The sequence below is a fragment of the Trichocoleus sp. FACHB-591 genome, from assembly GCF_014695845.1.
Lineage (GTDB): Bacteria > Cyanobacteriota > Cyanobacteriia > FACHB-46 > FACHB-46 > Trichocoleus.
Map to the genome: position 1 here is coordinate 1 of NZ_JACJPA010000096.1, position 25,577 is coordinate 25,577.

At 48.7% G+C, this 25,577-nt stretch carries 21 protein-coding genes; 4 read left to right on the top strand and 17 right to left on the bottom strand.

The annotated features are described in order from the left end of the window. The first annotated feature begins 116 nt into the window (after nt 1–116). From H6F90_RS31585 to H6F90_RS18075, 3 genes are read left to right on the top strand one after another with little or no spacing between them, the layout of a single operon-like run. Complete coding sequence (locus tag H6F90_RS31585; protein WP_370588042.1) at nt 117–239, top strand: CU044_2847 family protein; 123 nt, start codon at nt 117–119, stop codon at nt 237–239. 15 nt (nt 240–254) lie between these two features. Continuing rightward, on the top strand, nt 255–2,405 hold the full coding sequence (locus H6F90_RS18070; RefSeq protein ID WP_190553706.1) for an AAA-like domain-containing protein: 2,151 nt from the start codon (nt 255–257) through the stop codon (nt 2,403–2,405). Continuing rightward, nucleotides 2,402–4,099, top strand: coding sequence for an AAA-like domain-containing protein (locus H6F90_RS18075; protein WP_190553707.1), 1,698 nt, complete (start codon nt 2,402–2,404; stop codon nt 4,097–4,099). Before H6F90_RS18070 ends, H6F90_RS18075 begins: the two co-directional genes overlap by 4 nt. A gap of 92 nt (nt 4,100–4,191) precedes the next feature. On the opposite strand, the gene ureC is transcribed toward H6F90_RS18075, so the two are convergent. The 13 genes from ureC to ureG form a co-directional block, all read right to left on the bottom strand. After that, entirely contained in the window at nt 4,192–5,901 is a 1,710-nt protein-coding gene (gene ureC / locus H6F90_RS18080; protein WP_190553708.1) for an urease subunit alpha, read from the bottom strand. Between the two features lie 90 nt (nt 5,902–5,991). After that, complete coding sequence (locus tag H6F90_RS18085; protein ID WP_190553709.1) at nt 5,992–7,089, bottom strand: glycosyltransferase family 4 protein; 1,098 nt, start codon at nt 7,087–7,089, stop codon at nt 5,992–5,994. A 126-nt stretch (nt 7,090–7,215) separates the two neighbouring features. Beyond that, complete coding sequence (locus H6F90_RS18090; protein WP_190553710.1) at nt 7,216–7,530, bottom strand: urease subunit beta; 315 nt, start codon at nt 7,528–7,530, stop codon at nt 7,216–7,218. Nucleotides 7,531–7,561: 31 nt separating this feature from the next. Beyond that, nucleotides 7,562–7,864: an urease subunit gamma gene (gene ureA / locus H6F90_RS18095; protein WP_190432612.1), complete on the bottom strand. Its 303-nt coding sequence runs from the start codon at nt 7,862–7,864 to the stop codon at nt 7,562–7,564. Nucleotides 7,865–7,876: 12 nt separating this feature from the next. Next, nucleotides 7,877–8,740 (bottom strand): urease accessory protein UreD, encoded by an 864-nt coding sequence (locus H6F90_RS18100; protein WP_190553711.1) that lies wholly within the window; start codon nt 8,738–8,740, stop codon nt 7,877–7,879. Between the two features lie 31 nt (nt 8,741–8,771). Then, complete coding sequence (locus H6F90_RS18105; RefSeq protein WP_199296006.1) at nt 8,772–10,922, bottom strand: ATP-binding protein; 2,151 nt, start codon at nt 10,920–10,922, stop codon at nt 8,772–8,774. A 284-nt stretch (nt 10,923–11,206) separates the two neighbouring features. After that, nucleotides 11,207–11,500, bottom strand: a complete 294-nt coding sequence (locus H6F90_RS18110; RefSeq protein WP_242024527.1) for a SemiSWEET transporter — start codon at nt 11,498–11,500, stop codon at nt 11,207–11,209. 55 nt (nt 11,501–11,555) lie between these two features. After that, a complete protein-coding gene (urtE, locus tag H6F90_RS18115) occupies nt 11,556–12,317 on the bottom strand; it encodes an urea ABC transporter ATP-binding subunit UrtE (RefSeq protein ID WP_370588043.1) in 762 nt (253 codons plus the stop codon). Next, on the bottom strand, nt 12,314–13,099 hold the full coding sequence (gene urtD / locus H6F90_RS18120) for an urea ABC transporter ATP-binding protein UrtD (RefSeq protein WP_190553712.1): 786 nt from the start codon (nt 13,097–13,099) through the stop codon (nt 12,314–12,316). The genes urtE and urtD overlap by 4 nt, the downstream gene beginning before the upstream one ends. Nucleotides 13,100–13,158: 59 nt before the next feature. After that, a complete protein-coding gene (urtC, locus tag H6F90_RS18125; protein WP_370588044.1) occupies nt 13,159–14,334 on the bottom strand; it encodes an urea ABC transporter permease subunit UrtC in 1,176 nt (391 codons plus the stop codon). 77 nt (nt 14,335–14,411) lie between these two features. Then, nucleotides 14,412–15,572 carry a branched-chain amino acid ABC transporter permease gene (locus tag H6F90_RS18130; RefSeq protein ID WP_190553713.1) on the bottom strand — a complete coding sequence of 387 codons (1,161 nt, stop codon included), beginning with the start codon at nt 15,570–15,572 and terminating at the stop codon, nt 14,412–14,414. Nucleotides 15,573–15,675: 103 nt separating this feature from the next. Further along, entirely contained in the window at nt 15,676–16,998 is a 1,323-nt protein-coding gene (urtA, locus tag H6F90_RS18135) for an urea ABC transporter substrate-binding protein (protein WP_190553714.1), read from the bottom strand. Between the two features lie 219 nt (nt 16,999–17,217). Next, complete coding sequence (ureG, locus tag H6F90_RS18140; RefSeq protein ID WP_190553715.1) at nt 17,218–17,811, bottom strand: urease accessory protein UreG; 594 nt, start codon at nt 17,809–17,811, stop codon at nt 17,218–17,220. 279 nt (nt 17,812–18,090) lie between these two features. Here ureG and H6F90_RS18145 point away from each other — a divergent pair, with 279 nt between their 5' ends. Further along, nucleotides 18,091–21,114 (top strand): EAL domain-containing protein, encoded by a 3,024-nt coding sequence (locus tag H6F90_RS18145; RefSeq protein ID WP_190553716.1) that lies wholly within the window; start codon nt 18,091–18,093, stop codon nt 21,112–21,114. A gap of 29 nt (nt 21,115–21,143) precedes the next feature. On the opposite strand, the gene H6F90_RS18150 is transcribed toward H6F90_RS18145, so the two are convergent. From H6F90_RS18150 to ureE, 4 genes are all read right to left on the bottom strand, one after another. Next, nucleotides 21,144–21,611: a response regulator gene (locus tag H6F90_RS18150; protein ID WP_199296007.1), complete on the bottom strand. Its 468-nt coding sequence runs from the start codon at nt 21,609–21,611 to the stop codon at nt 21,144–21,146. Next, entirely contained in the window at nt 21,608–24,112 is a 2,505-nt protein-coding gene (locus H6F90_RS18155; RefSeq protein ID WP_190553717.1) for an ATP-binding protein, read from the bottom strand. Before H6F90_RS18155 ends, H6F90_RS18150 begins: the two co-directional genes overlap by 4 nt. A 187-nt stretch (nt 24,113–24,299) precedes the next feature. Beyond that, complete coding sequence (locus H6F90_RS18160; protein ID WP_242024528.1) at nt 24,300–25,007, bottom strand: urease accessory protein UreF; 708 nt, start codon at nt 25,005–25,007, stop codon at nt 24,300–24,302. Then, the gene (gene ureE, locus H6F90_RS18165; RefSeq protein ID WP_190553718.1) at nt 24,976–25,428 is read right to left on the bottom strand and encodes an urease accessory protein UreE; all 453 of its coding nucleotides are present in this window, start codon (nt 25,426–25,428) and stop codon (nt 24,976–24,978) included. The genes H6F90_RS18160 and ureE overlap by 32 nt, the downstream gene beginning before the upstream one ends. Nucleotides 25,429–25,577 lie beyond the last annotated feature (149 nt).

A 25,577-nucleotide genomic window follows, 5' to 3' on the forward strand; every position in this document is an offset into this window, starting at 1 on the left:
GCGACAACCGTGCTCGGAGCCTGCCTAGGCGAGGTGGTTGTTGCCCTGTTGCTTCAGGAAGTTGAGCAAAAGCGCATGCTGTTACAGCAGCAGGGGTGGGAGGTTCAGATTACGAGGTGCAAGATCTGAGGTTTGGCATTAACTTTACAGCTAAAGGCTCAGTTTATGTTGTAGAGTCTTCTGGACAAGCATCCCTTAAAGTGAAAGTGACTTGGGATTTGCAGCCTAACAAAGATTAGTCGTAACCCTACTACATGAGCTGGAATCTAGTCAGAAGCTCTACTGTCGCAATCGCCACCCCTAATGGCAGCGTCAAAGGCACAGGCTTTTTCATTTCTTCAGAAGGCCATCTGCTCACTTGTGCCCATGTGGTGGAAGCGGCAGGAGGTTGGGAGCAGATTCGCATCAGTGGGCAGTCAGTAAATCTGGTCTATTTAGGTAGTTACATCCTGGATGATTTTGCTGTCCTACGTGTCACTAATTATGCTGGGGAAACAGCTGCACCCCTAGGGCTAGATTTTAGCCCAATGGATCGGTTTCTCACCATTGGTTATGGGCGGGCTGATTTTCCAAAAGGTGCTTCGATTGATGGCACCATCACAGATATTAATCCTCACAGCAACTACAGCAATTTACCAATGCTACGCCTACGGGTGATGGCGGATGCCCAACAAATAGAGGGAGGCTATAGTGGCTCTCCAGTTTTTGATGCTGAAACTCAGCGAGTAATTGGAATTGTTGCAGCCTATGACCACAAGGAAGGAGCGCTAGCAGTACCGCTGCAAACGGTTCAAGAGAAGTGGTCTGGCCTCAAGCAGTTAATTGAACCTGCTGCAAAACCTGTGATGACTGCTGCTAAGAAAAGTGCCAAGGTATTTATCAGCTATCGCAGCCGCGATCCTGACCTGACATTGGCTCAGGAGTTTTATGAAGCACTGAAGCAGGCAGGACACCAGCCTTTTATGGCAGGCGCAAGTATTCGGATCGGTGAAACTTGGTCACACCGGATCGACCAAGAGTTACAGGCTTGTGACTATTTCTTGCTATTGCTATCAGAACAGTCGGCAGTGAGTGAGATGGTGACGGAAGAGGTGCGACACGCTAAAGAGTTGCACGACGAGAGAGCAGAGCCAAAGCCTATCCTTTTGCCGATTCGGGTGAACTTCCCTATAAGTTCGCCTCTGAACTATGACCTACGGGGATATCTGCAACGAATTCAACAGCGAGAGTGGCGGTCGCCTGATGATACTCCTGTAATTCTGCAAGAAATTCTAAGTGTGTTAGGAGATGAAACTCCTGTAGAAAGGGTTGATGAGTTAGATTTACCGATCACTCCTCATCTTCCAGTTATTAATTCTACTCAGCCACCATCGCCCGTTGCAGACCCAGAGCTGCCAGACGGGTCAGTAGATTTAGCATCAACTTTTTATGTAGAGCGACCACCCATTGAGGCTCGGTGTTACGAAGCGATCGCAAAACCTGGAGCATTGATTCGCATTAAAGCGCCCAGACAAATGGGCAAAACTTCTTTAATGGCGCGAATTCTTCATCAGGCAGGAGAGTTGAGCTACCTGACTGTTCCTTTGAGCTTTCAGTTAGCCGATGGAAAAGTATTCAAGGATTTGGATTTGTTCTTGCGCTGGTTCTGTGTCAGCGTGGGACGGCGATTACAACTATCCAACAAGCTAGCTGACTATTGGGATGAAGTTTTTGGCAGTAAGGACAACTGCACGGTCTACTTTGAAGAGTATTTGTTGGCAAACATTGATAAGCCACTGACTTTGGGGCTTGATGAAGCAGATCTCGTATTTCAGTATCCAGAAATCGCAGCTGATTTCTTCGGATTACTACGGGCTTGGCACGAGGATGCAAAAAACCGTGACATTTGGAAAAAGCTGCGCTTAATTGTGGTGCATTCCACAGAAGTCTACATTCCGATGAATATCAATCAGTCACCTTTCAATGTCGGATTGCCTATAGGCTTGCCAGAATTAAATGCTATCCAAGTACATGATTTATCTAGACGTCATGGGCTTAATTGGACTGAAATAGAAGTCAAAAAACTCATGTTTATGATAGAGGGTCATCCTTATCTTGTAAGAGTTGCGCTCTACCATATAGCTCGAAACTTTACTACGCTCGAAACTTTATTGAAAACAGCACCTACCGAAGCTGGATTATACGGTGACCATCTACGAAGGCATTTATGGAATTTGGAGCAAAATTCTGATCTAGTCCAAGCAATGAAGAGAATTGTGGCTACTGATGAGCCAGTTCAGTTAGAGTCGTTGCTAGCATTTCAATTAAATAGTATGGGTTTAGTTCATCTGCAAGGCAATGAAGTTTATCCCCGCAACACTTTATATCGTCAGTACTTTCACGAGCGCTTGAGAACTATTCGATGATTACGAGTGAGAACGGTATATATGAATACTATGTTGGTGGAAGTGTACCACCCGAATATCAGACATACGTTGAAAGAGAAGCCGATCGAAAGCTTTATGAAGGGTTAAAATCAGGAGAGTTTTGTTATGTACTGAACTCTAGGCAGATGGGTAAATCTAGCCTAAGAGTGCGAACAATGCAAAAACTACAAACTGATGGAATTATTTGTGGTTTTGTTGATCTCACGAGAACAGGCAGTCAGCACCTTACCCCAGATCAGTGGTACTCAGGTTTTATCCTAAGTTGTGTCGGCAGTTTAAACTTGGTTAGCAAAATAAATGTGCGAAGCTGGCTTCGAGAATATGAAGATTTTTCTCCTATACAGCGCTTGTGTGAGTTCATCGAAAAGGTTGTATTAGTTGAAATTCCTAATAACATTTTTATTTTTGTGGATGAGATTGATAGTGTTTTAAGCCTCAAGTTTTCAGTTGATGATTTTTTTGAATTCATCCGAAACTGTCATAACGAAAGAGCTAATAAAATAGCTTATAGACGAATCACTTTTGCTCTTTTGGGTGTGGCTACTCCTTCTGATTTGATTCAGGATAAGAATCGCACTCCGTTTAATATTGGAAGAGCAATCGAGTTGAATGGTTTTCAACCAAATGAAGTTGAGCCACTAGTGAAAGGGATTTCGGAAAAAATTGTTAATCCTAGGCTGGCTTTATCTGAAATACTCAAGTGGACTGGTGGTCAACCTTTTCTAACCCAAAAAATTTGCCAAATCATTGTTAATAGCGATTCTTACTGCCCTAAGGGAGAAGAAAGGAAATGGATTGAAAATCTAGTTAGATCAAGAATAATCAAAAACTGGGAGTCGCAAGATGAGCCAGTACATCTTAGAGCGATTCGAGATCGAATATTAAATAATGATCAACAGGTTATAAGTTTGTTGAGCATGTACCAAAAGATTCGCTCAAATCTTAGAAAGAAGATAAAAGCAAAAAACAATTCTGAAGAAATAAATCTGATTTTGTCAGGATTAATCATCAAAAGACAAAATAGGCTGCAAGTTTATAACCGTATCTATAGTTTTGTCTTCGATAAGAAATGGGTTGACAGAGAAATAGCTGAATTACAACCCTGCTCTGTAGAGCTAGGAGAATGGTTAGATTCCAATAAACAAGATGAAACCAAGCTATTAAGAGGCACTAATCTACAAAAGGTTTTGAAATGGACAGATAACAAGATATGGAGTACTCATGGGTATCAATTTTTGATTGCCAGCCTAAAGTTGGAAGTTCAATTATTACAATCCAATCTGCAAGAGCAAAAGAAACTTGAGCTTGAACAGATCAAAAATTTAGAAACAATCAAAATAAACAAAGAAGATTTGCAAAAGGACTTGCTAATTCAGCAAGAATGTAATGCGAAGCTAAACTCTAACTTGCTTGAGACAGAGACAAAGTATAATCAGAAATTCAAAGAGTTTAATCTAAAAAGAAATAATGCCTTTAAAAATATAGGTTTTGAATCATCTCTTATTCTAATCCTTTTCTTATTGAAATTTGTTTTAGTGAATTTATTCCATGCAGATCGTGTTTCTAATTTTCTAAGCTTTTTGATTTTTATCTTGGCTATGTCGATTGCAACTATTGCATCAGGGCCTTTTGAAGAGATACGCATTCCTCTTAAAGAAGAGGAGAAAAAGTAACCTATTAGGCTACTAACTTATGTCTGAATTCTTAGCAAGCTTATTATGCTGATGCTTTTAGCAAGTTGAAGAGGAGGAGTCCCAAGTTTGTCTCAGAATAAAAAATACCGTTGCGCCATCGGTAAAACGGTCGCAGGTTCGCAAGTTAGCAACTCACCATCTGCACGCACTTCATAAGTTTCAGGGTCTACTTCCATCCGGGGGAGCGCATCGTTGAGTTTGAGGTCACGCTTGCTCAGAGTGCGGGTACCAGAGACTGCAACCGCAAATTTTTGTAAGCCAAGTTGGGCTGCAATGCCGTTATTAAACGCAGCTTGTGAGACAAAGGTGAGTGAAGTCGCTGCGATCGCCCCGCCAAAGCTGCCAAACATCGGACGCATGTGGACAGGTTGTGGAGTCGGGATGCTGGCATTGGCATCGCCCATTTGAGCCCAGGCAATCAGGCCACCTTTAACCACGACTTCTGGTTTGACGCCGAAGAAAGCGGGCCGCCAGAGACAAAGATCGGCTAGCTTGCCTGCTTCAATAGAGCCGACGTGAGCCGCAACACCGTGAGTAATAGCGGGATTGATCGTGTACTTGGCAATGTAACGCTTCGCCCGCAAGTTATCGTTGCGATCGCTGTCGCCATCGAGCGGTCCTCGCTGCACTTTCATCTTGTGCGCTGTTTGCCAAGTACGGATGATTACCTCCCCTACGCGACCCATTGCCTGAGAGTCGGAAGAGATCATGCTGAAAGCTCCCAAGTCATGCAAAATATCTTCAGCCGCGATCGTTTCTCGGCGAATCCGCGATTCAGCAAAGGCGACGTCTTCGGGAATGCTGGGGTCGAGGTGATGGCAAACCATCAACATATCCAAATGCTCGTCTAAGGTATTGAGCGTATAGGGACGAGTGGGATTGGTGGAAGACGGTAGCACATTGGCTTCACCACACACTTTAATAATGTCTGGAGCATGCCCACCCCCTGCGCCCTCGGTGTGGTAGGTGTGAATCACCCGATTTTGAAAGGCCGCGATCGTGTCTTCTACGCAGCCCGCTTCGTTGAGGGTGTCTGTATGGATAGCGACCTGCACATCATATTCATCCGCTACGCTCAGGCAAGTGTCGATGGTGGCAGGGGTGGTGCCCCAGTCTTCGTGCAGCTTTAGTCCCATCACCCCCGCTTCCACCTGTTCCCGCAAGCCTTCCGGTTTGCTGCTGTTACCTTTGCCCAGAAAGCCCAAATTCATCGGGAACGCATCAGCAGCTTGCAACATGCGATAGATGTTCCAAGGGCCAGGGGTGCAGGTGGTGGCGTTGGTTCCTGTCGCAGGTCCAGTGCCGCCGCCAATCATGGTTGTGATACCAGAGGCGATCGCGGTTTCAATTTGTTGGGGGCAAATGAAATGAATGTGGCTGTCGATGCCCCCTGCGGTCAGGATCATCCCTTCTCCCGCTAGCACTTCGGTTCCAGGACCGATGATGATGTCTACATGATCTTGGATGTAGGGGTTGCCTGCTTTGCCAATTTTGGCGATACGCCCGTCTTGAATGCCCACATCGGCTTTGACAATGCCCCACCAGTCCAGAATTAGTGCGTTGGTAATGACTAAATCCACGGCTCCATCGGCATTAGTGATGGGAGACTGCCCCATGCCATCCCGAATGACTTTGCCACCTCCAAACTTAACTTCGTCTCCGTAGGTGGTAAAGTCTCGCTCTACTTCAATGATCAGCTCGGTATCTGCCAATCGCACGCGATCGCCCACTGTAGGCCCAAAGGTTTCGGCATAAGCCCGACGATTCATGCGATAGCTCATAATTCTAATCCTTGAAGTTAAACATAAAATTTAAGCAAGCTAATTCTAGCTTTTGAGAATTCCAAAGATAGTCAAAATACTTTGCCATAACTAATTTTTCAAAAACTCGTCATGCCACTGTTGAGCGACTTGATCCCAACCCCAAAATGGTTTTAATGCCATAACATTTTGGCGCATTGACTCTTGCTTCTCAGGATGTTTGAGTAAATCAATCACTGCTGCTGCAAAGGCTTTGTTAACATCTGGCTCCCCGCCACAGCCATCAATCTTAATTCCCGACTGGATCGTTTCAGCAAGAGCTGCATAATTGGTAACAACCGGAACACAACCACAGGCTTGTGCTTTCAACCCTGAAATACAGAAAACTTCAGGAAAATGACAGGGATAAACATAAATTCCTGATTTGTACAGCTCCGAGATTAGTTGAGTATGTCCTATCCTGCCATGCTCATACACATTTTCTTGTTGTAGTAGTGGTAGTATTTGCTCTTTTTTACCTTTTAATTGTGGGAATCTCTCGATTAGTGGTGATTGAACTAAGGCATCATAGGTTTGCCAGCCATAAAAGAGATGTAGTTCCGCATCAGGAACTTCCTTTAGGATATCTGGCCACTGATTTAAAAGATGCTCAATGCCGCGCAAATAATCACTAATATATATCAATCGCTTAGGATTTCTTGGGGGCTGATCGACATTAAAATCAGGTAGATTAATGCCATTCTTGGTAATAAAAATTTTATCTTTAGGAATCCAATCTGGCAGAAGAGACTGATGAAAATGAGACAACACAAATAATTTATCGAAGCTAGCTAAGAAATCACTATGCTTTATCTCATCCACTTGAGGCAGAATGTGAGGATTATCATGCATCCAAACAGCGGTTTTATTTGCCTGAGCTTTCATCATCATGGGCTGGAGCCAATTTCGATGAAAAATTAAGACGTTAAAGTGATCGTGAGGATTAAACTTTTCAACAGCTTGGTAGAGCACACCATTATGCTCTCCCTCCATATCACCGCATGAGTTAAAAACGGTTACTTGATATCCTAATTTTGCAAGTTCTTGCCCTAGATAAATGACTGCCTCCTCACTACCGCCAACCCCTGTCTTCACAGAGGGCGGAGCCCAACTCTCAATACGAATTGGCAAGTTGGAATAAATTACAAGTGAATTGTCTGGCCATTTCATAGCAATGCTCTTACATGGTGATGATTAAGCAGGGGAATCGTTGCTGGTTTGATATACATCCTGTCTAAAGAGGAAAAGTTAAGCTTTTGCCTATCTCTCCCCTCCGTGAAAGAAAAGGGCTGGGAGTCAGGTTCTATCTAGGGGACCGTTAATTTTGGCGTTAAAGCCGTAGACTTGGCGACTGCCCACGAAAGGGACGAGTTCTACTTCTCGCTCATCTCCGGGTTCAAAGCGGACGGCGGTTCCGGCGGGGATATTAAGGCGCATGCCTTTGGCTTGTTCGCGATCGCAACTCAGGGCAGGATTGACTTCATAAAAGTGGAAGTGAGATCCTATTTGGATGGGGCGATCGCCTGTGTTGGCGACTTTAAGCTTAATGGTAGGACGACCCGCGTTCAGCTCGATGTCTCCGTCTTCTACCAACAGTTCTCCTGGAATCATCTTGATCTCCTTTTGCCTCAGCGAACCCGATTTATCGGATGGGATTGTGGACGGTGACGAGTTTGGTGCCGTCGGGGAAGGTAGCTTCTACTTGTACTTCGTGAATCATTTCGGGTACGCCTTCCATGACCTCTTCTGTAGTCAGGAGGGTGGCCCCGTAGCTCATTAGATCAGCCACGCTGCGACCGTCACGGGCTCCTTCTAGGATGGCGGCTGAGATGTAGGCAACTGCTTCCGGGTGGTTTAGCTTTAAGCCTCTGGCTTTGCGGCGTTCTGCGAGCAAAGCAGCAGTAAAAATTAGTAGTTTATCTTTTTCTTGTGGTGACAGTTGCATGCGATCTCCGTTTCAGATTTGCCAAACTCGCGGTGGACAAGCGGAACGGCCTAAGTAAAGTTGGCGTAGAAGTTGCCAGACTTGCATAAACCAGCTACGGGCCGCTTGGCTAGAAGGCCCGCGATAACGGCAGAGTAAGCCTTCGGTGAGGCTGGTGACTCCTGCTTCGCCAGGGTACCCGCCTGCTTGCCACAGCGATCGCGCCTGGGTAATTAGCTCTAGTTCTACCGCTTTTCCTACTAAAGCAAAACTGGCAATCACCGGATGTCCTGCTAGGCCATGCGGACTGTTCACGATCACTGGACTGCCTGGAATCCATTGGGGGTCAATCCATAAGGGTTGGTCTTGCCGCCAAACTTCGGTGCGCGATCGCCAGTTGCCGCTGAGAAATTGTTCGCCCCTAGCGCTGCGGCCTAGGCGGGTGATTTCCCAGCCAATCCAGGTGGCGTTGGGTGCTAGTTCCACTCGGAGATTTTGTTGGTAGTTTGCGCCATCAAACACAATCGTTTCTTGCGGCAGCCATTCACAGCAAGCGCCCTCGGCAATTTGGATTTGCGCCGTTTGTTGCGCGACTAAGCCATTACTCCGATAAACCTTACTGGCAGCGGCACTGGTGATTAAGGCATGGGCTTGGGGTTGTAGGCGGAGATTTAAGGTGAGGCGATCGTCCCCCACGACACCTCCGGCTGTGTGCAACAGGACGCAATGACAAACCTCTGGCCCTTCCGGATAGAAAGGGCGTTGCAGCTTCAAGGGGGCTTGACTGCGGCTATAGCTGAGATGGGTAGCGCGATCGCGAAAGGCAAATTCTAACTCCAGGCTGCCCTGCCATCCTGCACTCAAATTCAATTGTCCTGGGGCAGCATCAGCAGTCATGCGGTGTTAGATCGAAACGGCTTAGCGAAAATCATACCGCTATCGGCAAGGATGTGGCTGCCTGGGGTAGATCAATCGTCACTTCTGTACCTGCTCCAGGAGCAGAGATGATGTGGATTTCGCCTTGGTGCCGCTCCAAAATTTGATAAGCCACAGTCAAGCCCAGACCTGTACCTTTGCCCACAGGTTTGGTGGTAAAAAAGGGGTCAAATAGCTTCTCTTGGATTTCTGACGGGATACCAGGGCCATTGTCGCGGATGCTCACCTGTACTTGATTATCGGGACACATTTGCGTCTGAATCACAATTTGCTTGTCTGCGCGAGAGCAGCTTTCCAGCGCATCGATCGCATTGCTCAAGAGATTCATAAAAACTTGGTTGAGCTGTCGAGGATAGCACTCAACTGGCGGTAGCGGGCCGTATTGCTTAATCACTTGAATCGAGTCTAGGTTATGCGCTTCCTCATTCAGGCGATGCTGCAAAATCAGCAAGGTGCTGTCAATGCCTTCGTGGAGGTTGGCTGGTTTCATCTCCGCTTCGTCCAGCCGCGAGAAGTTGCGTAAAGACAAAATAATTTGGCGGATGCGATCGGCTCCCGTTTCCATTGAAGTGAGAATCTTGGGCAGATCCGTGGTGATGAAATTAAACTCGATCGCGTCTTTTCGTTGTTGAATTTCTGGATCGTGGCCGTAGCGCTGGGTGTATTGTTGTACCAGATCGAGTAAATCGCGGCTGTAACGACTAATGTAAGGCAAGTTGCCGTAGATGAAATTGATCGGGTTGTTGATTTCGTGGGCGACTCCTGCCACCAACTGCCCCAAACTAGACATCTTCTCCGTTTGAATTAACTGGGCTTGGGCTTTTTGCAAATTGCGTAAAGCGATGCTGAGTTGCTCAGCTTTGGCGGTGACTTCGGTGTTCAACCGCTGCAATTCATCGTGGGCTTGCTGCAACTGTTGATGTTGTTGCCGCACTTCTTCGGTGCGTTCTTGTACTCGTTCTTCGAGAGTTTGCCGCGCCAGTTCCAATTCTTCGGTGCGTTCGGTTACTCGGTGCTCTAGGTCATTAATCAAGGTTTTGAGCGAGCCAGCCATCTCCTGGTAAGAACAGGCGAGTTGGCCGATTTCACCGCCTGCGGTCATGCCTGGAATGGGACTGCTTAAGTCCCCAGCGGCTAGAGTTTGGCTGCGTTCTGCTAGTTGCTTGATCGGTTGACTGATTTGTTTGGCTAGGAAATGAGCGATCGCGATCGAGAGCAATGTTGCCAACCCTAGCCCACCCCAAAGCAACTGGCTGAGGGCCGTGAGGGCTTGGCTAAAGTAACCAGAAACAATCTGAATTTTGGCGATCGCCACAGGCCGATTGCTCGACATCAGCGGTGCATAAACCGTGTTGAGTCCTGATTGAGGCTCGATGCGATAGACAGATTGACCTTGGCGAATTTTGGGCAAAACTTCGGTGCTGAAATGATTGGCTTCCCAAACATCTAGCTTCAGATCGCTATGACTTGCGACGACAGGCTGACCTTGCAGCGAGAAAATCTTCAGCTTGGTGGTTGGTTGAGAATACGTGAGAAATTTCTGTAACCAAGCCGCATCCAGAACTTGCCCCACAATTAGCGTGCCAGGTGAAGCTCCCTTACCATCACTTTGATAAATAGGCGCGACAGACAGCATCAACACTTGACGTTGAGGGCCTAGCTTTGCAGCAGAATTGCTCTGCGCCTCAGGCGCTACATCAGTCTGAATTAAGTCTTGGGTAGTTTTTCCAGTTTTAACCAAACGACTGATGCGCTCTTGCACCGCAGGCAACTGTAACTCTGCCCCCCGACTGCCTAAAACATCTCCAGCTTGACTTGTAACTTTTACCGCATCTACGTCCGTGGAGAAAACCAATTGGTCACTAACTTCCTTAGTGATCCAAGCCCGGTTGCGCTGTTGTACCGCATCGTACAAGTCAGTCCAGAAGGCATAACCTGCGGATAAATCTTGTAATCCTTTTTCGCTAGCGGCGGTATAACCTCGAAAGGCTTGGACTTGATCATTCAACCGCACTTTCTCTAAATCCTTGAGTGGCTGATGCCCAAATTGCCAAGCAGCACCTACTAGAAAGATGACGGGAACTAGCGAGGCTCCAAAGGTAAACACCAAAATTTTGGGTTGGAGGTGATGCAGTCTCTCCACCCATTTGGATTCAGCTTGTTTGAGTCGAGAAAATAGCAATTTACTTAAATGTGTTGAAGAATACGGCTGACAAATTGTTAATAAACTTCCACGACTCACACCCTGTACCTACAACTTCACCCTATGGAGCATCTGACTACGTAAGCCCTAGATGTTTCAGAACTTTCCGTCCACACTGTACTCCTACTGATCAACCCGCAACTCACGAAAAAGGGTGAAAGCTAAGCCAAGCCTAAAGTCAAATCTTGGAATGAGTCAAGGCTAATTCGGTAAGTTGATGGCTTTTAGGATTCGTAGCGAATTTTCAAAATCAAGTTAATTGATGACAAAACAAAAGTGACCGAGTTAGCAATAATCACAGGCAAAGACTGGATATAAACACCATAGATCAACCAAAGAAAAACTCCGGTGGAAAACGTAATCAGCATCCATAGCGAAACATCTTTGGCAGATTTAGAGCGCCAAGTTTTGAGCAATTGTGGCAGAAAAGCGGTAGTCGTTAAGGCGGCAGCTACGAGACCCAGCAGTGTCACAGCATCCATCTGGCTTTTTCCCTCAAACACATAAATTCTTCCCATGCCTGATCATGCCAGCCTGAGGAGGATCTGCGTCGTCTAGATTGAGGAGCTTGGCTTACACGGCCAAAAATTGCTGAATTACATCGTTGCTGAGTTCTTGGGTGGAGCCAGATGCCACAATGCCACCTTTTTGCATGGCGTAGTACCAGTCAGCTTGACGGACAAAGTGCAGATGTTGCTCAACTAGCAGCACCGAGATGCCAGTTTCAGCAATAATCCGCCGCACTGCCGCTTCGATTTCTAAAATGATCGAGGGTTGGATGCCTTCAGTAGGTTCATCTAAAACGAGTAAGCGGGGTTTGCCCATCAAGGCACGGGCGATCGCCAGTTGTTGTTGTTGACCGCCACTTAAGTCTCCTCCTTGTCGGGAGAGCATGGTCTTAAGTACGGGAAACAGCTCAAAGATTTCGGCAGGGATTTCTACTTGCTGTCGAGTTTTGCGATCGCTACAAGCTTCTAGACCCAACAACAAGTTCTCTTTCACGGTCAAGCGAGGAATAATCTCCCGTCCTTGCGGCACATAACCAATACCGAGTCTGGCTCTTTGGTCGGGGGATTTGGAGTTAATCACATTTCCCGCTAAATAAATGTTGCCACTACGTGGTGGCAGCAAACCCATGACGGTCTTGAGCAGAGTGGTTTTGCCCACACCATTGCGCCCAATCAAGCAAACCATCTTGCCCACTGGAACACTAAGATCAACCTGGCGCAGAATGTGGCTCTCGCCGTAGTAGACGTTAAGGCCCGCAACCTGAAGCATGGGAGACGGAGTTGTGGCGATTTCTGGGGCGATCGCGGTGTTAGCTGAATTCATCATGTGGCGCTGATCTCCTCTTTAACCGCTTCAGCAGGCATCTCTGACTGTTGGCCTAGATACACTTCAATCACACGCGGATCGCTTTGTACTTCTTCGATGGTGCCTTCGCAAAGCACCGAGCCCTCATGGAGAACGGTGACCTGCCGAGCAATCTGGCGCACAAATTCCATGTCGTGCTCGATCACCAAAATCGAATGGCTTTCAGCTAATGCCAACAGTAGATCTCCAATATTTGCAGTTTCTTCATCGGTCAGACCTGCCACAGGCTCGTCCACTAACAACAAATCTGGCGATTGCGCCACGAGCATGCCAATTTCCAGGCGCTGCTTTTCACCGTGGGAAAGCAACCCCGCTAAGCCATCGGCCTTGGTTGCTAAGCCAATGGTTTCTAGCAACCCGCCAATTCTACGCCGCTCTGCGGTAGAAGCTCGCCCAAACAAAGTTGAGAAAACAGATTTGGCCCGACTGCCCGCGATCGCTAAGTTATCTCGCACCGACAGATTGAGGTAGATGCGGGGAGTTTGGAACTTGCGACCCACACCGAAACGGGCAATCTGATGCTCCGAGAGCGATCGCAGGTTGCGGCCCTTAAATAGCACTCGCCCTTCAGTGGGTTTGACTTTACCTGTGATCACATCGAGAAAGGTGGTTTTACCCGCACCGTTGGGGCCAATCACCACTCGGAGTTCGCCAGTGTCCATGCTGAAGTTAAGCTGCTTCAGAGCTTTGAAGCCATCAAAGCTAACGGTGAGATTCTCAATTTCCAGAATTTTGCTGTTCATGGAAGTGTTGGGTGGGAGATAAGGAAGGGGGCTGGGGGGTAGGTCTAGATGGATAGCGCCTAATCATGTTTGCTAAGCTTTTGACGTTCTTGCTCAACGTCGGGATCGGTTTCCAGACTGGGATAGGTCATGACAGCGGGGCGGCGGCCTAAGAGCGATCGCAGTTGTTGCATGCCTTGGTGGCGCAACCAGCCGACCAAACCGTTGGGCAGCACCATCACTACCAGGAGAAACAAAGCTCCTTGGAAAAAGAGCCAAATATCCGGAAAGCGTTCGCTCAATAAGCTTTTGCCATAGTTAACGAGGAGAGCACCCAGTACAGCACCGACTAGAGAAGCGCGTCCTCCTACGGCAACCCAAATCACCATCTCAATCGAGAAGGCAATATCCATTGCTTTCGGGGAGATGATGCCCGTTTGCAGGGTAAACATAGCTCCCGCCAAGCCTGCCAGACCTGCGGAAACTGCAAAAACCAGAACTTTGAATCCGGTGGGATCATAGCCAGAGAAGCGCACCCGGCTCTCGTCATCTCGAATCGCCACCAACAAGTTACCGAAGCGACCTGTAGTGAGCCAACGGCAGAGGGCGTAAGCGGTCACCAATAGGAGAACCGTCAGGACGTAGAAGACAAACTGAGTTTGTGGAGCGCTGACTGTAGCTCCAAACAAAGTGCGGAAGTCTGTGAGGCCATTGGTGCCATTAATAAATTTCTGCTGACCGTTAAAGAGATTGAAAAAGATGATCGTAGCGGCCTGGGTGAGGATCGAGAAGTAGACACCCCGAATCCGATTGCGAAAAACCAAATATCCCAGTACCGCTGCCAGCAACCCCGGAATCAGCACGATCGCGAATGCTGTAAAGGGAAATGAATAAAAGGGTTGCCAAAACACAGGAAGCTTGGTGACGCCATACAAGCTCATGAATTCCGGTAACTGGATGCTGGCATCGGGTGGAATTTGCAACTTTAAGTGCATGGCTAAGGCATAGCCACCTAAAGCAAAAAATACTCCATGCCCCAAGCTCAGCAGACCTGTGTAGCCCCAGATCAAGTCAATGCCTAAAGCTGCGATCGCTAGTGCTAAAAATCGCCCTAACAAATTCAACCGGAAACCAGTCAGTAAAAGCGGCATCACCAAAATCAGGCCCAGCGCGATCGCACCCACAATGCCGATTTCCATCAACAGCTTGCGATGCCTGCGCCAATCTATCCCTCGATTCCCAATTGCTGTCTCCACCGTTCTCCCTCTTGCCTCATATCAATCCGCGATTGAGGGGGCCATTTCCTTCATCCCTCCTCCCTCATCCTTCCTCCTTATGCGTCCACCGTTCGTCCCTTCTGTGGAAACAGACCTGCTGGACGCACTTGCAGAAACACCACAATTAGCGCAAAAACCATCACCTTGGCCATGCTGGTGCTAGAGAAGAAAGTGAAAAAGTCAGCCAATGGGGGCACCGCTGTCAACAAAGGACGAAATGCATCGGAGCCGATCAGATAAGTTAAGGTGCCGATCGCCATTGCCGCCACAATGCTGCCGACCAACTTGCCAACACCACCTACTACGACGACCATGAACGTATCCACAATGTAATTCTGTCCAGTGTTAGGACCCACAGAACCAAGTAAGCTCAGGGCACAGCCCGCCACACCTGCTAGCCCAGACCCCAGCGCAAAGGTGAGCGCATCTACTTTCTGAGTGGGAATGCCCAAGCAAGCACTCATGCTACGGTTCTGCGTCACGGCTCGAATCCGCAGCCCCCAAGGCGATCGCTGCAAGAATAGATAAATGGCAACGACGCAGAAAATAGTCAAGGCCACAATAAAGAGACGCACCGAGGACACTTGAAAGCTCCCCAACGAGAAACCACTGCGAAGCCACTTAGGCGCGGTGACATCTACGTTTTGTGCCCCAAACCAAGGTTTAGTCACGGCCAGCTTATAAGTTTGGCTGAGGATATTGCCTGTGACCGCCGCAATGCCAAACGAAATCGGCAACAGTAGCGCGATCGCCCAACCCCGCAGACGGTGCCAATCAGCACGACGAGACAGCAGCCACATTCCACCGAAAAAGAAGAGGCAAAAGAGGGTTAGACCAATCACCAGCACCCAATTCACGCTCCGCACAAACTGCTGCAAGATCAGGCTCACGCCCCAGGTAGCCAGCAAAGTTTCCAGAGGACGGCCATATAAATACCGCACCACCCCTCGTTCCAAAATTAGTCCCATTAAAGCTGCGACTAAAAAGGCTAAAGGGAGAGCAAAGAGAATGTAAGTTTCTAGCCAGTCACCCCCCAGGCTCTTGAACACATTCTGAACCACAAAGGTGGTGTAAGCCCCCAGCATCATCAATTCCCCGTGAGCCATGTTGATCACACCCATGAGGCCGAACACAATGGCGAGTCCCAGTGCTGCTAGCAACAACACCGAACCGATGCCAATGCCACCCAAAATCCCATCTACCAATCCCGTCAGCAAATCTCTCCCTCCTGCGAGCTGGGATTCTGAAGAAGAACTTGGTTAATTCAGCTCCAGAATCCTTTAGCGAAGTGGCACGTAGTGCTATCTAAAATCTCAATCTCTAGGTGGTCTTGTACTTGCCACCCTTGGCTGGGTCAGACCAATCACAAGCGAAGCCCTTAGTTTCAGCTACATACTGGTTCCAAGGCACAGGAGCTACGGCTTTGTCAGTAGAGGAGACAATCTCAAACAGGCCATCGTCCCGCACCTCACCAATCCGCACCACTTTAGACAAGTGATGGTTGGCAGCCAAGCTGACCTGTCCTTGGGGAGCATCAAAGGTTTGGCCGATCGCAGCAGCCCGTACCTTCTCCATGTCATCTGCTGTAGCGGCCTTCTCAACCGCTTGCTTCCAGATGTAAACCATGATGTATGCTGCTTCCATCGGGTCGTTGGTGACGCGATCGCTGCCATACTTGGCTTTGAACGCCTCCACAAACTTCTTGTTGGCAGGAGTGTCTACGGTTTGGAAATAGTTCCAAGCGGCATAATGACCTTTGAGATATTCCGGTCCGATCGCCTTGACTTCTTCTTCCGCAATACTGACGGACATAGAGGGATATTTGTCTGGTCCCATCCCTGCGCCCTGCAACTGCTTGAAGAAGGCCACGTTGCTGTCTCCGTTCAGCGTGTTGTAGATGACGCCACCGTTCGGCAATGCCTGCTTGATTTTGGCAATAATCGGTGTAACTTCCGTGCTACCTAGAGGCAGGTAGTCTTCTCCGACAACCTTGGCACCTTTGGCTTCTAGCTGCGCTTTGATAATTGTGTTGGCGGTGCGAGGGAAAACATAGTCAGATCCCACCAAGAAGAATTCTTTGCCTTTGTTTTCCAGCAGCCAATCGACCGAGGGTTCAATTTGTTGGTTGGGAGCGGCTCCAGTGTAGAAGATGTTTTTGGAACATTCTTGCCCTTCATACTGCACTGGATACCAGAGCATATGATTCTTCTGCTCAAAGACAGGCAAAACTGCTTTGCGGCTGGCAGAGGTCCAGCAGCCAAAGATAGTCGCGACCTTATCTTGGTCAATTAGTTTAGTTGCTTTCTCAGCGAAGGTGGGCCAATCAGAAGCACCATCTTCGACGATCGCTTCAATTTGTTTGCCTAAAACACCACCTGCTTGATTAATTTCTGTGATCGCTAATTGTTCAGCATCTACCACGCTCTTTTCACTAATGGCCATGGTGCCGCTTAGCGAATGGAGAATCCCAACCTTGATGGTGTTGCCGCTACCAGCGGCGGCAGGTGAAGCTGCTGTCGTAGGGGAAGCACTCTCGCCTGCTTGAGGGGTGGGATTGTTGGCGCAAGCTTTTAGCAGAATGCTAGTACCAAAAGTGGCTGAGCCGTAAATCAGAAACTTGCGCCGCCCAAACTGCCTTGCCATGTTGTTATTATTCTCCTCACTCAATCTGCTAACCGGTGTCGGAAGTTACATGATTAAAGTGAGATATTATGGCGGAGCTTCTGAGGCTAATTGTATTAGCTTATACAAAATTCCGATGGCAATAAATGTTCTTAGTCTCAAACCCTAATCTTTGCGTGGGTTGAGTCAAAATACCCCCATGATGGAAAGTTCAAAGCGATCGCCAAACTCTACATACTTCTACATATTCTCTGTAATAAAATTAATCACCTGCTCTAACCCCGTCTGAGTTTTCAGATTGGTGAAAACAAAGGGCTTCTGACCTCGCATTTTTGTGGCGTCTCGCTCCATGACGCCTAGGTCAGCCCCGACGAAGGGAGCCAAATCAATTTTGTTAATCACCAATAAATCTGATTTAGTGATTCCTGGTCCTCCCTTGCGAGGAATCTTGTCTCCTGCGGCCACATCGATTACGTAAATGGTGAAATCAACTAATTCGGGGCTGAAGGTAGACGCGAGATTATCGCCCCCGCTCTCCACGAACAGTAAATCTAAGCTCTGGAAGCGCTGCTCTAGTTGAGCGATCGCCGCTAAGTTGATCGAGGCATCTTCTCGAATCGCGGTGTGAGGGCACCCTCCAGTTTCTACCCCAATGATGCGCTCTTGCTCTAGCGCCTGATGCTTGACCAAAAACTGCGCATCTTCTTGGGTGTAAATGTCGTTGGTGACTACCGCAATATTGTATTGCTGACGTAGAGCTTTACACAGCGTCTCTACCAAAGCAGTTTTGCCAGAGCCTACCGGACCTGCGATCCCAACCCGTAGTGTACTCATCTGGAATTCTCCTAGCCAGATTAAAATTATATTCTCTAGATAAATTAAATATTTGGTCTAAGTATTTTCTGTCGTTGCGAATTGTGACTGCACCCAGTCAGAAATGGCTGAAAAACTTCTGAGGCGCATTAAATTTTGCAGCACGAATTCTAATCTCAATCCTCCGGCATCAAAAATTTAAGATCAGGGCACATTTATGTACATGAGAGCAAAATTTGGGCAATGTCGGTAACCGACCAAAACTTTAAGATAAGGTTAATTTGTATATTAGATAACCATATGTATCAGTACCCCATCAAAGTGCTGTTGGTTGAAGATGACGAGGACGACTACGTTCTCACGCGATCGCTCCTCTCAGAAATTGAGGGTGATAAGTTTACCCTGGAATGGGTCCAGACCTATGAAGCGGCGCTGACTGTGATGGGGCAGCATCGGCATAGTATTTATTTAATTGACTACCGCTTAGGGCTTCATGATGGCCTAGAGCTGTTGCAGGCGGCGATCGCTCAAGGTTGCCGCGCTCCCATTATCCTGCTCACCGGACAAGGTGATCAAGAAATTGATGTAGCGGCGATGCAAGCTGGTGCGGCGGACTATCTGGTGAAAGGTCGAATTGATGCTGCTTTATTAGAGCGAGCCATTCGTTACGCGATTGAACGGAAGCGCACCCTAGAAGCCCTCCGAGCCAGCGAGTCGCGTCTGGAAGGAATTTTAGCTTCCCTCGAAGATGTAGTTTGGTCGGTTTCGGCTACAACCTTTGAAACCATCTATATTAGTCCTGCGGCTGCCGCGCTCTACGGTCGTCCTGTAGCGGAGTTTTACCAAAATCCCCGGCTGTGGCTGGAAGTGGTGCATCCAGAGGATTTGGAGCAGGTCAAAGCCGCATCAGAGCATCTGCTCAAAGTGGGTTTCAAGAATTTAGAGTACCGAATTCTCCAGCCTACAGGCGGAGTGCGCTGGATTCATGACCGGGCGCATGTAGTCTACGACGGAGGCAGCCAAGGCGATCGTATTGATGGCATGGCCATTGACATTACCGAGGCAAAGCAAGCCGAAGCCTCCCTCAAGGCAATTGTTCGGGAAAACAGCCAGTTGGCTTCTGCGATCGCCAATATGACGATTGGGGTGGTGATTACAGACCCCAACTTGCCCGAAAACCCAATTATTTTTGCCAATCCCGGATTTACCAAGATGACGGGCTACACCCCTGAGGAAGTCTTGGGCCGTAATTGTCGGTTCTTGCAAGGCGCTGACACCAATCCAGTTCATGTCGATGAGATGCGGCAGGCGATCGCTACTCATCGCTCCATTACGCAGGTGTTGCTGAACTACCGCAAAGATGGCACTCCCTTCTGGAACGAACTCACCATCAACCCCGTGTTTGATGCTGATGGCAAACTGATCAACTTCATTGGCTTACAAAATGATGTCACTGGCCGCAAGCAAGCCGAAGCAGCCCTACGAGAAAGCCAAGAGCGCTATGCCCTGGCAGTTCAGGGAGCCAACGATGGCTTGTGGGATTGGAATCTGAAAACCAATGAAATTTACTTTTCCCCCCGTTGGAAATCGATGTTGGGTCATCAAGAAGATGAAATTGGCAGTTGCCCAGAAGAGTGGCTGCATCGAGTTCATCCCGAGGATGTAGAGCGCTTGAAGGCTCAGATCGATCTGCACCTAGAAGGGCTGTCACCCCATTTTGAAAGCGAGCATCGGATGCAGCATCAAGATGGTTCCTATCGTTGGATGCTGAGCCGAGGACTAGCTGTGCGGGATGCCGATGGCAAGATTTCGCGCATGGCGGGGTCTCAAACCGATGTCACCAATCGCAAGCAAGTTGAAAAACAACTTCTGCATGACGCCTTCCATGATGTCTTGACAGGGCTTCCCAACCGCGCCCTGTTTATGGATCGCTTGGGTCTGTCGATCGAGCGCTCGAAGCGGCCAGGGAATAACTTGTTTGCTGTCCTCTTCCTAGATCTAGACCGCTTTAAGGTAATTAATGACAGCTTGGGCCACATGATTGGCGACCAACTGTTGATTTCGATCGCTCGTCGTCTGGAGGCTTGTCTGCGGGGAGGAGATACCGTGGCTCGCTTGGGTGGAGACGAGTTCACCATTCTGCTAGACGATATTAGCGATCTCGATGACGCAACTCGGATTGCCAACCGCATTCATCACGCCCTCCAATCTCCCTTCAATCTGCAAGGCCAGGAAGTTTTCACCTCAGTCAGTATTGGCATTGCTTTAAGTGAAACTGGGTATGACTGGCCGGAAGATTTGCTGCGAGACGCCGACACTGCCATGTATCGGGCTAAATCTCTGGGCCGCGCCTGCCACAAAGTATTCGATCGCACCATGCACTTGCGAGCTGTAGAGTTGCTCCATCTAGAAACCGATTTGCGCCGGGCGATCGAGCGGCAAGAATTGCGGCTGCATTACCAACCCATTGTGTCGCTCACCACGGGTAGAATTCATGGCTTTGAAGCCTTGATTCGCTGGCAGCATCCAGAGCGCGGTTTAATGTCGCCCGCCGAATTTATTCCGGTAGCCGAAGAAACAGGATTGATCGTTCCCGTGGGGCTTTGGGTGTTGCGTGAAGCTTGTCAGCAAGCACAAAAGTGGCAAAAACAGTTCTCTACCAGTTTCCCTCTCACCATGAGCGTGAATTTGTCTGGAAAGCAATTTTCGCAGCCCGACTTGATTGGGCAAATTGAGCAGATTTTGCAAGCCACCGCTTTGGATGCGCGGAGTTTGAAGCTGGAAATTACGGAAAGCGTGATGATGGAGAACGCTGAATCTGCCACTAAAATGCTGCTGAGGCTCAAAGCCTTGGGTGTGCAACTACACATTGATGACTTTGGCACTGGCTACTCATCGCTGAGCTATCTGCATCGCTTCCCCATTGATCAACTCAAAATCGACCGCTCTTTTGTGAAGCGCCTGGGCGCCGATGATGAAAGTGCCGAAATTGTGCGGGCGATCGTGACCCTGGCGCATAACCTGGGTATCCATGTGACGGCGGAAGGAGTGGAAACCGCCGAACAACTGACGCAACTGCGGGCTTTGGAATGTGAATACGGCCAAGGTTATTTCTTCTTCCAACCCCTGACGGAGGCAGTTGTAGAGAAACTGATTTTGACAGAGCAGCAGTGGTCTGAAAGTTGTGAATGCCTAACTTCGGAGTTGGGACAAAACACCCACCGCGATCCAGCCTTGTGCCGATCGGCAAATTTAGCGTTACCTGGAATCAATCCAGAAGCGCTACGAGTCAACCCAGAAGCAGTACCGAAGCCCTCTAGCTAACGCTGTTGCCCAATCCTAGCTGGTGCAGCTTAGTCTTCTGAGGGCAACTCGACAATTTCAAACCAATATCGGCCCAGAATTTTCATCACTTCTACCAACGACTCAAAAGTAACAGGCTTAGTAATGTAAGAGTTGGCTCCTAAATCATAGGTGCGATAAATATCTTCCTCGGCTTGAGAGGTCGTGAGAACTACAACGGGGATTTGGCGCAGTTCTGGATCAGCTTTAATCTCTTGCAACGCTTCCCGACCATCTTTGCGCGGCATGTTGAGGTCTAGCAAAATTAAACCCGGACGCGGCGACTGAGTTTGGGAGTCAAACTTACCCCGATGGTAAAGATAGTCTAGTAGTTCTTCTCCGTCTTGAACAAAATGGAGATTATTTGCGAGGCGACATTCTTCTAGGGCTTCACGCGCCAGCATGCGATCGTCTTCGTCATCGTCGGCCATCAAGATGGTGATGGGTTTACCGGGGAGATTGCTAGCGCCTTGCTTCATAGAGTTTGTTGAATCGGGAGGGTGACAATAAAGGTGGTGCCTTGGCCCAGGCTACTTTTAGCCGTGATACTACCTCGGTGGCGTTCAGCAATTTTGCGACAAATGGCGAGTCCCACCCCGGTACCTTCATAGTCGCTGCGGCTATGCAGTCGCTGAAACACAGTAAAGATGCGATCGAGGTACTTTTCATCAAACCCAATGCCATTATCTGTGACGAAAATTTGACAGAGCCGACTATTAGGAGCCTGAAGCGGGGTTGGTGAGTCGGCAGCCTCTAGGAGCTGAGCTGAAATGCTGACAATCGGACGGCGATCGCTTTGATGAAACTTCAGGGCGTTACTAATCAGATTTTGGAATAATTGCCGCATCTGCAAGGGATCAGCTTCTATCGTCGGTAAATAGTCAACTTCGATACATCCGCCAACTCGCTGGATCTGTACTTCGATATCAGATAAAACTTCTTGGACGATGGTGCCGAGGTCTACAGGAATGAAAGGCTGGGCTTTAGTCGTCACTCGTGAGAAGGCTAACAAATCGTTGATCAGCGTTTGCATCCGCTGAGCCGCATTTTGCATTCGCTCTAGATAGTCTTTACCTTCGGGAGGCAGAGAATCAGCACATTTCAGCTTCAAGCGATCGCCAAACGCTTGGATTTTGCGGAGTGGCTCTTGGAGGTCATGGGAAGCGACAGAGGCAAAATCTTGCAGCTCTCGGTTGCTTTGCTCTAACTTCGCTACCAGTGTTCCCAGTTCCTTTTCAGCTTTGCGGCGTTCACTAATTTCTTCCGCCAGTTCAGTGTTAATGGCGACGAGTTGCTGGGTACGCTCCTGCACTCGCTGCTCTAGCAGTTCATTGGCGCTTTTGATTTCCCAAAATTTTTGAGTGAGGCTCGCCGCCATCGACTGAAAATTTTGCACCAGCGAATCTAACTCGGTTACAGAGCTACGCGGCCACCGAGTCAACTCACTCTCCAGCAACCTGTAAGGCAAATTGGTTGTAACGTCAGCAAGTTTTGAGAGGGGATTGATTAAGCTCTGACTGATCAAGGTGGCAAAGATTAAGCCTGTTCCGGAAATGAGTAATAAGATGGTCAAATTTTGGGTATGGACTTGCTCAATCCGGTGAACTTGAGGTTTAGCAGGTAGTTCTACAATCAAGGTCCAAGGCAGTTGGAGGGCGATCGGAGTTTCTTGCACAAAGAACGAATTGCTCCACCGCACCATGACTAAAGGACTGCCAAGGACAGGAAACCACTGGTAGGTTCTAGGCCCAATCGCTTGCACTTCTCCTTGCTGCTTCCGATTGAACTGTGGTGTGGCGACTCGACTGGTATCCGTGCTAGCAACCACGCTCTGAGCCGCATCCACTAAGGTCACCTGGAGCCCTTGCTCGGTCACATGCGATCGAATCATGGCACCCACCCCAGTGTTAGCATCAATTTCACCCAGGACAAACCCAGAGAGAACGCCACGCTGCTGAATGGGAGCACAGAGCCAAAGGTGAATGCTGCCAGGGGTTTGTTGCTGATCGCTAAGGGTGAAAAGCTGAGGCTGAGATGTAGCCTGAAGCTGGCTGAGCGACAGCGTGGGGGGCAGAGCAGAATAGGTGGTGTCTACTTGAGCTGTAGCGCTGAGCGTGCTCAGAATCGGTATGCCTGTCCGATCTACTAGCGACAAATTAACAAAGTCAGGGAAAATATCTTGCGTGAGTTCCAAGCTTTGCCGCAAAGCTGGAGTCGTAGCGTCAAAAGGAGTGCGGGCGGCCAGTTGGGCTAGCTGTGTCACCGCGGTGAGGCGCTGGTTGTACCAAGCTCGGACCTCAACCACCAGATTAGTAGAAGCAACGCTTAATTCCGCAGCAGATGAGGTTCTGATGTTATCCATGACTTGGCGGCCATCTAGAACCATCAGCATCAGGGTGGGGAAGAAAACGAAGGCAACTAATAAGTTGAGGAGGGTTTGTTGGAGAGAGAGGGTGCTAATGGCTTGGGGGCGACCGACCCAGCGATGAATTGGTAAGTGAGTCAGGATCAAGTTGGCAATTAAGGCATTGAAAATACCATTGGCGGGCTGCTTCAGCAGAATGATGGTGGTTTGAATGGCATCCAACTGTAAGAGGTTGCCGTAAAACAACCAAACCAACGGCATGCCAATCAGCATCCAGAAGAGAGCGTCCAGTAAGACAATGTTTTGTCGCCGTCGATGAAAGAAGATACCTACAAATAAAGCTTCAGCAGTAAACGTGACGATGGAATAGGGATGGTGCCAAAGGATATAGGTGCAAAGACTAGCCACAAAAGCGGCAACGGTGCCCCAGATGGTGCCATATAGACAAACGACTATCCAAGTGGCAATGCTGCCAAACAAAAAGTCGATATTGAAGAAAAAAGACCACCGCCAATAGTTGCCGAGGTAGCCCGCAATCACCAAAAAGAGGAGTCCCAGGATGCCTCGATAACGGATCGCCCATTGTTTCAAATAGGAAAGTTTGTGCAGATCCATAGCTCCTACCTTGTCGTCCTACAGAGTTGAGGAGAGTCGGCAGCGTTAGCCCCAGCAGACAGCTACATCAGCTCATATCCACTTAGTAATTCCTAATCTTGTTGAATTTGTACCTAGTCTTAGCTAATCGTTACTAGTGATCCCTGAAAATTACTGATTACAACCAAGTTGGCCCTTGGACAAACTTTTAGCTGCGAAAGAGACGGCTGTACTGCACTTCATGTGCCATGCTGGCGATCGCTAGGCCCCAGCCACAACTGCATAAATCCTCATCCTTCAAGACTAAAATTGCCCCTGTGGCATCACTCAAACAACTCTGTAGCTCCACTAAAAGTCGCTGACCCGCCGTTTGTCCTAAGGGAATTAGTTTGACGCCTGCATTCATCAGGTTGGTAGCCCAACTGTGGAGATAGCCTAAAATTGCTGCTTCGGGGTCAATCTGCCAACTGGCAGCGGCAATTCCAAAGGCGATCGCGAAATTACAAGGTTCGCCACAGGCCTGAATTACAGGTGCTAAGTCTGGCTGGAGTTCTTGAAGTAAGCGGCCTAAAGAGTAGCCCATCTGCCAGCTTTGTTGGCGCAGCTCTTCTGTTTCTCTGGTGGCTGAGAGCCAAGCGTTCCAATGACGCAGAGCAGGGCGATCGCCAGCTTGGGTGGCCTGATAGGCGCGGAGCATGATTGCTGCTTCGAGTCGAATGGCACCCATTTGCAATTCTTGTTGAAGCCAGTGTTCTAGACTCAGTTTGTCTTTAATGATGCCTACTTCTACGAGTGCTTCCAGACCTTCTGAGTAACTGTAGGCTCCTACAGGTAAAGCAGAACTAGCTAGTTGGAGCAAACTCAGTAGTGCTTGAGGTTGCAGACTAATGGGCATGGCTAGGTCCACTGTGCCCATAAGCGCCAACTTCTGGTTGAAAGGCTGCGATTTCTGCGCTTACCTGTAATCCCAGATGCTCTAGCATCGATTGGAGGACTGGATCGGGAGAGAGACGCAGATAATCCGTCGTGATCTCTAAAGCGACATGACGATTCCCTAGGTGGTAGGCTGCTCGCAAAAGCTCCAGAGAGGTCTGCGCTTTCACAGTCAAGACGGGTTCAGGCTTAGCGGCAATCCGCACCAAGACATCCCCGGTTTCGGCTTGCAGCAGATCTCCATGATGTAGCACTGTGCCGCGCGGCAACTGCAATCGCACGCTCTGCCCCGCTTCTGTAGCAAGTTGATAGCGGCTGCGGGCACGCTCCTCTGCGGTGAGCGCTAGGGTGAGATCAACGGCGATCGCAACATCAGCAGATAAACGGTGGGTCAATGTCAGCATGACTCAGAACAGTGTTTCCAGGAGATCAACCTCACTCCTGCTTACTATAAACCGCTAGGTTGATTGCTTTGAGCCGTTGCCCTCATTTTTTCGGGGTGGTACAAAGTCAATCGAGATCTGGTTAATCGACATTCTGACTGATCAAAAAA

What these genes read in the sequence shown, in the direction of transcription:
- H6F90_RS18070 (WP_190553706.1), top strand. Translation starts at nt 255, where the DNA reads ATGAGCTGGAATCTAGTCAGAAGCTCTACTGTCGCAATCGCCACCCCT.
- H6F90_RS18075 (WP_190553707.1), top strand. Translation starts at nt 2,402, where the DNA reads ATGATTACGAGTGAGAACGGTATATATGAATACTATGTTGGTGGAAGT.
- ureC (WP_190553708.1), bottom strand. Translation starts at nt 5,901, where the DNA reads ATGAGCTATCGCATGAATCGTCGGGCTTATGCCGAAACCTTTGGGCCT.
- H6F90_RS18085 (WP_190553709.1), bottom strand. Translation starts at nt 7,089, where the DNA reads ATGAAATGGCCAGACAATTCACTTGTAATTTATTCCAACTTGCCAATT.
- H6F90_RS18090 (WP_190553710.1), bottom strand. Translation starts at nt 7,530, where the DNA reads ATGATTCCAGGAGAACTGTTGGTAGAAGACGGAGACATCGAGCTGAAC.
- ureA (WP_190432612.1), bottom strand. Translation starts at nt 7,864, where the DNA reads ATGCAACTGTCACCACAAGAAAAAGATAAACTACTAATTTTTACTGCT.
- H6F90_RS18100 (WP_190553711.1), bottom strand. Translation starts at nt 8,740, where the DNA reads ATGACTGCTGATGCTGCCCCAGGACAATTGAATTTGAGTGCAGGATGG.
- H6F90_RS18110 (WP_242024527.1), bottom strand. Translation starts at nt 11,500, where the DNA reads ATGGGAAGAATTTATGTGTTTGAGGGAAAAAGCCAGATGGATGCTGTG.
- urtE (WP_370588043.1), bottom strand. Translation starts at nt 12,317, where the DNA reads ATGATGAATTCAGCTAACACCGCGATCGCCCCAGAAATCGCCACAACT.
- urtD (WP_190553712.1), bottom strand. Translation starts at nt 13,099, where the DNA reads ATGAACAGCAAAATTCTGGAAATTGAGAATCTCACCGTTAGCTTTGAT.
- urtA (WP_190553714.1), bottom strand. Translation starts at nt 16,998, where the DNA reads ATGGCAAGGCAGTTTGGGCGGCGCAAGTTTCTGATTTACGGCTCAGCC.
- ureG (WP_190553715.1), bottom strand. Translation starts at nt 17,811, where the DNA reads ATGAGTACACTACGGGTTGGGATCGCAGGTCCGGTAGGCTCTGGCAAA.
- H6F90_RS18145 (WP_190553716.1), top strand. Translation starts at nt 18,091, where the DNA reads ATGTATCAGTACCCCATCAAAGTGCTGTTGGTTGAAGATGACGAGGAC.
- H6F90_RS18150 (WP_199296007.1), bottom strand. Translation starts at nt 21,611, where the DNA reads ATGAAGCAAGGCGCTAGCAATCTCCCCGGTAAACCCATCACCATCTTG.
- H6F90_RS18155 (WP_190553717.1), bottom strand. Translation starts at nt 24,112, where the DNA reads ATGGATCTGCACAAACTTTCCTATTTGAAACAATGGGCGATCCGTTAT.
- H6F90_RS18160 (WP_242024528.1), bottom strand. Translation starts at nt 25,007, where the DNA reads ATGGGCACAGTGGACCTAGCCATGCCCATTAGTCTGCAACCTCAAGCA.
- ureE (WP_190553718.1), bottom strand. Translation starts at nt 25,428, where the DNA reads ATGCTGACATTGACCCACCGTTTATCTGCTGATGTTGCGATCGCCGTT.